General features: G+C 46.6%; 6 protein-coding genes. 5 read left to right on the top strand and 1 reads right to left on the bottom strand.

Translation table 11 applies throughout. The annotated features are described in order from the left end of the window. Positions 1–48 precede the first annotated feature (48 nt). Positions 49–813, bottom strand: a complete 765-nt coding sequence (locus tag H8704_RS01040; protein WP_249296956.1) for a shikimate dehydrogenase family protein — start codon at positions 811–813, stop codon at positions 49–51. A 124-nt stretch (positions 814–937) separates the two neighbouring features. Here H8704_RS01040 and H8704_RS01035 point away from each other — a divergent pair, with 124 nt between their 5' ends. From H8704_RS01035 to H8704_RS01015, 5 genes are all read left to right on the top strand, one after another. Continuing rightward, entirely contained in the window at positions 938–1,987 is a 1,050-nt protein-coding gene (locus tag H8704_RS01035) for a S66 family peptidase (RefSeq protein WP_249296955.1), read from the top strand. A 110-nt stretch (positions 1,988–2,097) separates the two neighbouring features. Further along, entirely contained in the window at positions 2,098–2,559 is a 462-nt protein-coding gene (locus H8704_RS01030) for a MarR family winged helix-turn-helix transcriptional regulator (protein WP_249296954.1), read from the top strand. 2 nt (positions 2,560–2,561) lie between these two features. Beyond that, a complete protein-coding gene (locus tag H8704_RS01025; protein WP_249296953.1) occupies positions 2,562–6,635 on the top strand; it encodes an efflux RND transporter permease subunit in 4,074 nt (1,357 codons plus the stop codon). 23 nt (positions 6,636–6,658) lie between these two features. After that, positions 6,659–8,077: a CCA tRNA nucleotidyltransferase gene (locus tag H8704_RS01020; RefSeq protein ID WP_249296952.1), complete on the top strand. Its 1,419-nt coding sequence runs from the start codon at positions 6,659–6,661 to the stop codon at positions 8,075–8,077. 171 nt (positions 8,078–8,248) lie between these two features. Next, the gene (locus tag H8704_RS01015) at positions 8,249–12,289 is read left to right on the top strand and encodes a leucine-rich repeat protein (protein WP_249296951.1); all 4,041 of its coding nucleotides are present in this window, start codon (positions 8,249–8,251) and stop codon (positions 12,287–12,289) included. Positions 12,290–12,448: the final 159 nt, after the last annotated feature.

Below are 12,448 nucleotides of genomic sequence, written 5' to 3'. Positions count from 1 at the left end.
AGTGAAGCATAAATGTCCATAATATGTTTTATGACCGAAAGCGGAGAGTTATTTCTTTTCAGCGGCAATTTTTCGGTAGATCTCATCAATCCTGGCGGGGTCCAGTTTTGTATCAAGGAAGAACTCCACCGCATACAGGGCTTGAGCTACCAGCATTTCCAATCCGGTAACGGCTGTGATCCCAAGGGATTTTGCCTGTGCCGTCAGTTTTGTCTCCAATGGATTATAAATGATATCCAGAACGGCATGACATTTTGTGAATGGTGTCAGATCCAGAGGGGAAGCGTCCATATTCGGATACATCCCGACGGGAGTGGTGTTGACGATTACATCCGCATCCGTATGGTGAGCCATACATTCCTCGTAAGTGATGGTGTCCGGAGTATCCCGGCGGGAAACAAGTCTGATCTCGGCGGCATCCAGATGCTTCAATACGGCGATAATGGCTTTGGCAGCACCTCCGTTACCAAGGACAAGGCATTTACAGCCTTTGATCCGGATGTTGTGTTTTTCGATCATATAAAGAAAACCGGAAAAGTCTGTATTATGTCCCTCCAGACGACCATTCTTGTTCACGATCGTATTTACGGCACCGATGGAGGCAGCATTGTCATCCAGGCTGTCCAGATAAGGGATCACATCCTTCTTATAAGGGATCGTCACATTGATCGCTTTAAAATCGTGCTTTTTCATAAAATCATCGAAATCCTCCCGGCTCACGGGACAGAGATCGTATGTGTAATCTGCAAGCCGTTCATGAATTTCCTTTGAATAGCTGTGTCCAAGTTTTTCTCCAAGTAATCCGTATTCCATAATTATCCTCCATACATAAAATGACAAATCTCATTTGTCATTATACGTTATTTCATTTTGAAAAACCAGTATGAAATGTGGTACAATGTACGAAGCTTGAGTAATATACAAAAGGAGATAACATATGAGATATCCGGATAGTTTACCTGCAGGTGGCACCATCGGCTGTATTGCTCCGTCCTTTGGCTGCAATATCGAGCCTTACCGGAGTGCCTTTGATAATGCATTAAAGACATGGCAGCAGATGGGATACCATACTGTGCTGGGACCAAACTGTTACGAGGGGAGTGGAATCGGTATCAGCAATACTCCGGAGAAATGCGGGGCAGAGGTGAATCATTTCTTTGCGGAGGAAAACTGTGACATTATTCTATCCTGTGGCGGCGGAGAATTGATGTGTGAGGTGGTTTCCCACATTGATTTTGAGCGGATCGCCAGAGCAAAAGCAAAATGGTATATGGGATTTTCGGATAATACCAATCTGACCTTCCTGCTGCCGACATTGTGTGATACCGCTGCAATTTACGGGCCATGTGCTCCGGCATTTGGAATGAGAGAATGGCATCCGGCGCTGAAGGATGCGTGGGGGCTGCTTTCCGGCAGGATAACGGAAGTGCATGGGTATCCCCTCTGGGAGAGGGAGTCCCTAAAGGATGAGGAGCATCCGCTGGAGCCGTACAATGTGACAGAAGAAAAGAAGCTGGTGATCTACGATGAAACCGGCAGGCGTATAGATGGGGAAAAAATGTCGTTCCGGGGACGTCTGATCGGCGGTTGTCTTGACTGCCTGGATACATTGGTGGGAACAAGATTTGACCGTGTTGCCGCATTTAATGAGCGGTATCAGGAGGATGGCATCATCTGGTTTATGGAGTCCTGTGACTTAAATCCGATGGGGATCCGAAGAGCTCTCTGGCAGTTAAAGGAAGCAGGATGGTTCCGGCATGTGAAGGGCTTCCTGATCGGCAGACCATTATGCTTTGGAGAAGAGTTTTTGGGACTGGATCAGTATGAAGCGGTATATGGAGTGCTGGGAGAGTACCATGTGCCGGTAGTCATGGATGTGGATCTTGGCCATCTGCCGCCATCTATGCCTGTGATCAGTGGCGGAATGGCTGAGGTGAGTCTGGACCCATCTGGGAACGGAACCGAGATCGGGATCAAATATTTATAAATATTTAATAGAATATATCTGTGTTGTATATTGACGCAGAATGATAAGAGGAATATACTTCAAAATTGAATAGTTCAATTTTGAAGTATATTTGTTTTTGGAGGAATCAAATGAAGGATTATTTATGTGAAGCAGAGGATTTTCAACGTTATTTTGAGAAAGCCAGTGAGCAGGTCTGCCGGAAATACGGAATTACCGTGATCGGTTTGCAGATCCTGACGTTTCTTGGAGATAATCCGGAGCGGAATACAGCGAAGGATATCTGCCGCTGCCGTTTTATCAAAAACAGCATAGCATCGATGACCATTGATAAACTGGTGAACCGGGGATATATCATCCGGGAAAGTGATGCGAAAGACCGACGGATTCAACGATTGAAACTTACCGGGGAGGCGGATCCTATCGTCAAAGACGGAAGAAAAATGCGGGAACAGTTTACAGAGCTGATCTTTGAGGATTTCAGCCGGGAGGAAATTGATCTGTTTTTGTCGATGATCGACAGGATCTGTGATTCTGTGAGGAGAAGAGTAGACAGCTACAATGACAACAAAAAAGAAGGAAAAGGAGAATAGTCATGCCCAAATTTAGTGTAAAAAGACCATATGTGATCCTGGTGGCGGTTGTGATGGTGCTGGTGCTTGGTGGTGTCAGCTTCAGTAAAATGACCACAGACCTGCTGCCGAATATGAATATGCCATATATGATGGTGATCACTACATATCCGGGAGCATCACCGGAAAAGGTGGAGACGGAGCTTACAGATGTCATTGAAAATGGTGTAGGAACCGTAAACGGTGTTAAGGAAGTTACCAGCACATCAAGCGAAAACTACAGTATGGTAGTATTGGAGTTTGAAGATGACACGAATATGGACAGTGCTATGGTTAAGGTGACATCGGCAGTCAATCAGCTTGATCTGCCGGACAATGTGGATAATCCTATGGTTATGGAGCTTTCGGCTGATATGATGTCTACCATGATGGTCAGTGTGGATTATAAGGGCAAAAAGGGATATGAGCTGACACAATATGTGCAGGACAATATCATTCCGGAGCTGGAACGTCAGGATGGCGTTGCAAGTGTCCAGGCATCCGGCCTGGTAGAGAAGTCCGTAGAGGTAAAGCTCAACCAGGACAAGATTGACGACATCAATGGAAAGATTCTGGAAAAGACCGACAGCTCCCTCAAGGATGCAAGAAAAAAGATCGACGATGCCCAGAAGAAGCTGGATGATGGCAAGAAAAAGCTGGAGGAGCAGAAGGAAAGCTTAAGTGAACAGCAGACGGATAAGAGCAATGAGCTGGCCAAATTCAGTAAAATGATGGATCAGGCAATGGCGAACAAGGAGGCATATTCTTCTCAGGTAACCAGTCTCAAAGCGAGCCAGACTGCATTAAATGCAGAGCTTGCCGCTTATAAGAAAAATAAGATCGAGGCATCCTACGATCAGATCAATGCTTCCTTTGCGGCAGCCAGAAAGTCTCTGGAGTCCGGGGACGGCTACAAGGCAATCTACGATCAGGTATATCAGCAGGTTCTGATCGCGGCAGTGCAGAATGCCATGGATCAGAGCGGTACGAAAACTACCGTTACAGCAGACAACGTGAATCATTTGCTGAGTCAGATGGGGAACGCTGCGGATGAGATCAAAAAAGCGGCTGCCCAGACCGCAGAGACAACCACAAAGCAGCAGGCAGAGAAGCAGCTGGAGAGCATTCCGGCAGATGTGAAGGATGCCCTTGATCATCCGGATAAATTAACGGCAATGCAGGATATGATGAAACAGCAGGGTCAGGCAGATGCGGCAAAGAATCTGACCAAGAAGAATCTGCAGACCATGTATGACATCGTCAATACAAGGATTCCACAGATCAACACAGAGCTTGCCAATCTGAAGATCAAGATCAAGACTGCCGAGGCGGTTTTGGCACAGGTGGAGAAATCCATCAAGAAGGCGGAAGGCAAATATGAGCAGGTCGAGGCAGGAAAGATTACGGCAGCAGCGGCATTTGGCGCGGCTAATGCCCAGATTGCCTCTGCAGAGACTACACTGGATAACAGCAGCAAGGAGTTAGAGAAGGCGAGAAAGTCTTATGAGAAGTCAAGAAAAGAAGCGTTAAAGAAGGCAAATCTGGATCAGCTTCTGACGCAGGATCAGTTATCCAATATCCTGACAGCAGAGAACTTCTCTATGCCGGCCGGTTATATCAGCGAGGATGGAACACAGTATCTGATCAAGGTTGGTGACGAGTATAATAATATCAAGGAGCTGAAAAATACACTTCTGACCAATATGAAAGACATTGGGGATATCCGCCTTTGTGATGTGGCAGATGTCACGGTGATCGACAATTCGGAGGATAATTACGCCAAGGTCAACGGAAATGATGCAGTCATCTTAAGTATTTCCAAGTCAAGTACGGCGGGAACCTCGGATGTATCCAAACGGTGTGGGCAGAAGATTAAGGAACTGCAGAAGGAAGATAAAAATCTTCGTATTGTCAATTTGTTGGATCAGGGGGATTACATTAAGATCATTATCAAGTCTGTATTGTCCAATCTGATATTTGGAGCACTCCTTGCCGTACTGGTATTGATGCTGTTCCTGAAAGATGTACGTCCTACCGTGGTTGTTGCGTTCAGCATTCCGCTTAGCGTATTGTTTGCGATCGTGCTGATGTATTTTACAAACATTACCATGAATATTATTTCCTTATCCGGTCTGGCATTGGGAGTGGGCATGCTGGTAGATAACTCCATTGTCGTTATCGAAAATATATACCGGCTCCGCAATAAGGGAGTGCCGGCGGCAAGAGCGGCAGTCATGGGAGCCAATCAGGTGGCGGGAGCGATTTTCTCCTCTACACTGACCACGATCTGTGTATTCCTTCCGATCATCTTTACGGACGGACTGACCAGATCCATTATGCAGGATATGTGTCTGACGATCGCATACAGTCTTTCCGCCAGCCTGGTGGTTGCGCTGACGGTTGTGCCAAGTATGAGTGCGACAGTTCTCAAAAAGGAAAATACAAAGAAGCATCGTTTCTTTGATGCCGTATTAAATGCCTATGAAAAGGCGGCACGTTTTTCTTTGTCCCATAAGGCAGTAGTACTGGTGGGATCTCTGGTACTCCTGATATTCTGTGTGATCCAGGTATTCCGTATGGGCATCGTTATGATGCCGGATATGGCAAGCGAGCAGATGTCTATCTCGGCAACGATGCCAAAGGAGAATTCTACAAAAGAGGATCACGAGACAGCAGATCAGATTCTGGATCTTGTCAGCAAAACGAAAGGGGTAGACACAGTGGGTGGTGTTATGACATCCGGAACATCGATGATGTCAACGGACGACAAGTCCTACACCTTTGAGGTTCTTCTGGATAAGAAATATGCACGTAAGAATAAGCAGATTGCGGCAGAATTAGAGAATAAGCTGAAAAAGCTTACGCTGGATGACTACACGGTATCGGCATCTAATATGGATATGTCCAGTATGCTGGGATCCGGTCTGAATATTGAAATATCCGGTAAGGACAATGACAAACTGATCAAGATCAGTGAAGATATTATGAAGATCGTTGGTCAGCAGAAGGGCTTTAAGGATATTACCAATGAGCAGGAAGAAGGAGATACCGAATATGTCGTCACGGTAGATAAGGACGAGGCGATGAAATGCGGACTCACGGTGGCTCAGGTTTATCAGGAGCTGGCATCTGCACTCACCACAGAGAAGGACTCCACGAAGATTACCGTAGAGGATCAGCAGTACAATGTAAAGATCGTGGATGAGCGTGATGAGCTGGACACCCAAAATCTGTCCGATTACGAGTTTGAAACAACCAAGATGAATGACAAGGGCAAGGAAGTTACAAAGACATACAAGCTCAGCAAGTTTGCGAAGATCACAAAGGGAAAGAGTGTAGAGAGTCTTTCCAGAAGAAATCTGGTAAATTATGTATCTGTGAAAGCGGATGTCGAGGATGGATATAATGTGGCGCTGCTTAGCCGTAAGCTGCAGAAGGAGATTGACAAATACGATCTTCCGTCAGGCTATACCATTGATATGGGTGGCGAGACGGAGAACACCAATGAGATGGTCAAGAATATGCTTTTGATGATTGCGCTTGCCATTGTATTTATTTACCTGATCATGGTAGCGCAGTTCCAGAGTCTGTTGTCACCGTTTATTGTTATCTTTACGATTCCGCTGGCATTTACTGGTGGTCTGATCGCTTTGCTGATATCCGGACAGGAGCTTTCCATGATGGCACTTATGGGCTTCCTGGTACTTTCCGGCGTCGTGGTAAACAACGGTATCGTATTTGTGGATTATGTCAATCAGCTTCGTCTTGACGGAGTGGAAAAGAGAGAGGCTCTGATCGAGACAGGCGTTACCCGTATGCGTCCTATTTTAATGACGGCATTGACGACCATTCTTGCAATGAGTACAATGGTATTTAGTCACGATACCGGTTCGGATATGAGCCGTGGTATGGCGATCGTTACCATAGGTGGTCTTGCTTATGCAACATTGATGACGTTGTTTGTAGTACCTGCATTGTATGATATCTTCTATCGTAAGAAGGAAATGAAGCGGGTAGATCTTGGAGATGAGGCAACCTTGCGTGACAGTGACGAGTAAAACGGAATGAAACGGGGGAGATTATGTCAGAGTATCAGATGACGATGCCTCAGGAGGTTGTCAGGATCATAAATAAATTAGAGCAGCATGGCTATGAAGCGTATGCCGTCGGAGGCTGTGTGCGGGATGCCATGCTGGGCAGAGAGCCGGAGGACTGGGATATTACCACGTCCGCCAAACCGCTGGAAGTAAAAGGGCTGTTCCGCAAAACCATTGATACGGGGCTGCAGCATGGCACCATCACCGTTATGGTAAACGGAGAGGGCTATGAGGTAACCACTTACCGGATCGACGGGGAGTACGAGGATGGACGCCATCCGAAGGAGGTGGCGTTTACTACCAGTCTCCGGATGGATCTGGAGCGCAGGGATTTTACCATCAATGCCATGGCATACAATGACCGTTCCGGTCTGGTGGATGAGTTTGACGGTGTCGGGGATCTGAAACGTGGTGTGATCCGCTGTGTGGGAGATGCCGGTCAGCGTTTTGACGAGGATGCCCTTCGGATGCTCCGGGCGGTACGTTTTTCCGGACAACTGGGATTTACGATCGAGGATGCGACGTTGCAGGCGATGGAGCAGAGAATACAAAATCTGCAAAAGATCAGTGCGGAGCGGATCCGTGTTGAAATGACGAAACTTTTAATTTCTCCGAATCCGGGAAGATTCCGGGTGGCGTATACATCGGGAATGACAGGGGTATTTTTGCCGGAGTTTGATCGTATGATGACATGTGATCAAAAGAATCATCATCATTGTTATACAGTGGGAGAGCACTGTATGCACAGCGTGGAAGTGATGCAGAAGTTTATGGCAGGAATGCTTCCGGAGCCGTTGTCTCCTTATGCCGCAGAGCGGATCTCACAGATCTGTGGCAGTCTCAGCAAAAAACAGTATACGATGCTTGTGCTCGCCATGCTTCTTCATGATGTGGCAAAGCCGGAGGTGATGACGGTGGATGAGCAGGGAGAGGGTCATTTCTTTGGCCACCCGGAACAGAGTGCAAAAACTGCCGGCAAGGTTCTGAAACGTCTGACCTACGATAATGAAACCATAGACACGGTGGTGCGCCTGATCCGTTATCACGATTACCGGATGGAAACCACGATGAAGTCTGTACGCAGGGCTGCATCGAAGATTGGCAGAGATATCATGTGGATGGAGTTTGTGGTGCAGTATGCAGATGTGCTGTCCCAGAGTCCGCAGACAATCCCGGAGAAGTTAGAAAAGCTGGATCAATGTATGGAGAAGTATCAGGAGATCGAAGCTAAAAGCCAGCCTCTTTCGGTGAAGGATCTGGCGGTCAACGGCAGGGATCTGATCCGGGCGGGAATTGCACCGGGACCGGGACTTGGGCAGAAGCTCTCGCAGCTTTTGGATCTGGTACTGGAGGAGCCGGAGCTAAATACAAGGGAACAGCTTTTGGAAAAAATCAAAGAGTAAAATACAAGGGAAGAGGCTGCCGCATGAATTTCTAATGCGGCAGCCTCTTCAGGTATAGGAAAATGTCCGTAACGTGCTCTTTGATTGACAAAACAGGAATCTTCCTATAATATTGAGACATGGAGTATCGTGTAGAGGTTTGTTTAAACATTAAAGTCAGGAGGATAAGGTATGAAGAAAAAGAGAGTGGCGGGGCGGATACGGTATAAATCCGCCGCAAAAAAATTAAAAAAGGCAGTGGCAGTACTGATGGCGGCACTGATGATGGGATCTGCAGTGGATTATACTGCATTTCCGGCTGTCTGTGCAGCGGAAGATGTCACCGGTGAGCAGGTGGCAGAGCTTACCCAGGATGGAAAGACTACAGTATATAGCTCTTTTATGGAGGCTTATCAGGCGATCACTACCAGTGACAAGGCTACCATTAAGCTGCTGCAGGATTCCCGGATATCTAAAATTACAGGAAGTAAGTATATTACATACATAACGGATAAAGAACATACTATTGTGCTGGATTTAAATGGACATACATTAAGCACAGAGGAAGTGTCTGGCTGGGACTCCAAAGAATCCACTTATGTACTGGATATAGACACATCCTCAAACTGGACCATATGTTCCGGAGTGCCGGGAGGAAAAATTCAGGATAGCGGCAGCAAAGCGGCATTGTTGGAAAATTATGGAACTCTTGCAATCGGGGGAAATGTGGAGATAACTTCAAATAGTGAGTATACCGTATTTGCTCGTGGCGGCACTGGAAACCTCAGCATTGACGGGGCAGCCATCGACAAGGTGGGAGTAATGTATGGATCTTGTAAGATCACTTCAGGGAATATAGACAATGTCTTCTGGAGGGGAGGAAAAGCGGAAATTTCCGGAGGAAAGATTGATACGGTATCAGTTATTGGAGACTATGCAGGATGGAGTAAAGGCAGTAACTTACAACTTTGTGGTGGAACCATTGGCTTGTTAAAACAAAGGGAAGAATATACCAAAGCAATGAGTACATGGTTTGCCGCAGGAACTGCTATAAAAAGCATAAAAGGCGGCAGTCTCTATACCAGAGCATGGATCGATGCAATAGAAGCAGTGGAGGGATACCGCTGTGCAGAGAATATTGAAATGGTTCCATGTGGGAATCATGTCAATGAAAGTGGTTATTGTATGTATTGTGCCGCTGCTACCGAATGTGAACACATATATGGAGAAGATGGGATCTGTACCAACTGTGGAATGGTTGCCATAGCTACCATAAAGAAGGATAACCAACTGACCGGTTATATCACTTATGGGGAATTGTGTCAGGCAGTAGGTGAATTTACCCCGGATACCACTGCAACCATTAAAATCATGAAAGATGTTGATCTCAATCAGAGTCTCGCCTTCCGGGAGGGTAAGATAACCTTAGATTTAGGGGGACATAAGATAGAGACTGCCAGAGTTAACGCTGTTATTGTGTCGGATCATGCTGAGGTGACGATACAAAACGGAACCCTAAAGACCAGAGAAAATGATGTTGTCAGGGCAAAGGGGGGGAAATTAACATTAGAAAAGAGTACCACTGTATCTTCCAGCGATTATTATTATTATGCCGGATTAGCAATTGGTGGGGGCGAGGTTACCATTGATGGAGCAGAATTTGTAGATGGAGAAAGGTCTGTAAGTGTAACTGGTGGAAATCTTACAGTATTGGATGGAACATTTCATGGTCAGTTTCGAAAGTACTTTTATAATGGTGAGGAGAGTCCGGAAGTTTCCTTAAGGGGCGGCAGCTATAGCGATGTGCGGTCACTAAAAGGAAACCTTAGAAGTATGTTAGAAAATGGATATGGATTCCGTTCCGGAGAAGAGGGGACGGCATGGATTGTGGACAGTGACCTGTTAGATGGGGAAGGCACAGGGGAGGATACGGCAAAGATAGTATCAAATGTAACGGTAGAAAAGCTTCCGGTAACTATCACACAGCCGGAGTCATATGAGGATTATTGTGGAAATCCGGCCAGCTTATATGTAAATGTGGATGCAGCAGAGGAAGTTACTTATCAGTGGCATCGCATTACGGGAGAGGGTAATGCAGAAGAAATAAGTGATGCTACCTCCAATACCCTTCAGATTTCACCATTGGAGTTCCAGCCGGGAGTAGGGATTACGTTTTATTGCATGATTTACTGGCAGGGATATTCCATTAAGAGCGAAGAGGCAACAGTGACAGAAAAAGAGGGAATTGACCACCATATCAATAAGAATATTGAGAAATATTACACAGGAGAAGCCGTTACCCTGCAGGAGGATGAAATTTTCCTTTATCAAGAGTATGGAGATGAAAATGATACATTGGTTCCCGGAGAGGATTTTAAAATTGTGGAAGGAAGCTATGAGAATAATATAGATGTGACGACAGAGGATAAGATGGCAAGTGTTAAGGTAGAGGGGACAGGAAAGTACATTGGAACCGTTCAGGTCAGATTTTCCATATTACAGGCAGAGAATGAGTTTACCAGGGAGCTTACCTGTAAGGATTATGTATATGATGGAGTTGCTGTACCGAATCCTGAGGCAGCGGCAAAATTTGGTACAGTGAAATATCGTTATGCAGCTTCTGAGACAGGAGAATACACGGATGTAGTTCCAAAGAGTGCGGGGATCTACTATGTAAAAGCATATGTGACAGAGACAAATAATTATACCGGACTGGAAAGCCGGGAAGCTGCGAAATTTGTGGTTTTCAAGGCAAACCAGCCGGAGAATACGCCAAAGGATTCCATTACAACCCCTTATACGGTGAAGAAAGTGTCTCAGGTAGAACTTCCGGCTGACTGGCAGTGGGTGGAAGAAGATGCCTCAAAAGACCTTCCGGAAGCAGAAGCTGTGGAGGCGAAGGCGGATTATGCAGGACCGGATAAGGATCTTTACATAACGAAGCAGGTAACAATTACAATCACCCGGAGTGCCTGTGAGCATCCGGATACGAAAGTAAAAGGAGAAGAAGCATCTACCTGTACTACTGCCGGATACACCGGAGATACGTACTGTGAACAGTGTGGAAGAAAGATCAAAGAAGGGAAAGAAATTGCTCTTCTACCTCATATACTGGAAAAGATCGAGAAGAAAAATGCCACGACAGTGAAAGAAGGCAATATAGAATATTATCACTGCAGCGTATGTGATGGCTGTTTCTCTGACAGTGAAGGAACGAGTCCGATTACCAAAGAAAGTACGGTAATTCCGGTCATTAAAGTGACGCCAACTGTCACACCGTCTGTCACACCGACGGCAGGACCGAGTGCAAAGCCAACCACAGAGCCGGGGGTAGAGCCGACAGAGACACCGGGTGCAAAGCCGGGTGTGGTGCCGACCGCAGTGCCGAGTGCAGAACCGGGTGTGGAGCCGACAGCAGGACCAAGTGCAGAACCGGGAGCCGAGCCGACAGCAAAGCCGACGGCAGGACCGGGTGCAAAGCCGACAGCAGGACCGAGTGCGGAACCGGGAGCCGAGCCGACAGCAAAACCGACGGCAGAGCCGACAGAGACACCGGGAACCGAGCCGACAGCAAAGCCGACCGCAGGATCAACAGCAGAACCGGGTGGAAAGCCGACGGCAGGACCAAGTGAAGAAACGACAGCAAAACCGGGTGGAAAGCCGACGGCAGAACCAAGTGTGTCACCGGCAGCAGAGCCGACGGTGACACCAAGTGCGGCACCGACAGAGACACCGGCCGGGGAGCCTGCAATTCCAAAGCCGACAAAGAAGCCGGTGGTCAAGCCGGCCAAAAAGGGAAAAAAGCTTACTGGCAGTAAAGGCGCAATCTATAAGGTGACAAGCGATAAAACAGGTTCCCCGACCGTGGAGTATTCAGCAGCGGCGAAGGGAGCAAAGGGGACCATTACTATCCCGGCTCAGGTAACGATTAAAGGGGTAACATACAAAGTTACATCTGTGGGGGCATCCGCCTGCAGAAATCGTGCCGGGATTACGAAAGTGATCATAGGAAAAAATGTCAAAAAGATTGGAAACCGCGTATTTAGTGGATGCAAGAAGCTGAAGAAAGTGACCATTAAAACGACAAAGCTTACAGAGAGTACAGTAGGAAGAAACGCATTCTCGGGAATATCTTCCGGAGTAGTTGTGAAAGTACCTGAGAGTAAGGTGAAAGCATACCGTAAATTATTCAAGAAAAAGGGGATCAGCGACGGGGCAACGATTACAAAGTAATCATTTTCCGGGCAATAGAAAAGAATTACAAAATAAGAAAGGGGCTGTCACACGAATTGCGACAGTCCCTTTTAAAAAACTTGTGAAAAGCCCTGAAATGATGTAAAATGATAAAGATAGTGTTTTAATGAAAAAATGAAAAAGAAGATATATGGTAAT

The sequence above is a fragment of the Jutongia huaianensis genome (assembly GCF_014384985.1).
GTDB classification, from domain to species: Bacteria; Bacillota; Clostridia; order Lachnospirales; family Lachnospiraceae; genus Jutongia; species Jutongia huaianensis.
This window is presented reverse-complemented; position numbering and strand designations above follow the sequence as displayed.

Bases quoted from the DNA above. Each gene is read 5' to 3' on its own strand.
- H8704_RS01035 (WP_249296955.1), top strand. From the start codon at position 938: ATGAGATATCCGGATAGTTTACCTGCAGGTGGCACCATCGGCTGTATT.
- H8704_RS01030 (WP_249296954.1), top strand. From the start codon at position 2,098: ATGAAGGATTATTTATGTGAAGCAGAGGATTTTCAACGTTATTTTGAG.
- H8704_RS01020 (WP_249296952.1), top strand. From the start codon at position 6,659: ATGTCAGAGTATCAGATGACGATGCCTCAGGAGGTTGTCAGGATCATA.
- H8704_RS01040 (WP_249296956.1), bottom strand. From the start codon at position 813: ATGGAATACGGATTACTTGGAGAAAAACTTGGACACAGCTATTCAAAG.
- H8704_RS01015 (WP_249296951.1), top strand. From the start codon at position 8,249: ATGAAGAAAAAGAGAGTGGCGGGGCGGATACGGTATAAATCCGCCGCA.
- H8704_RS01025 (WP_249296953.1), top strand. From the start codon at position 2,562: ATGCCCAAATTTAGTGTAAAAAGACCATATGTGATCCTGGTGGCGGTT.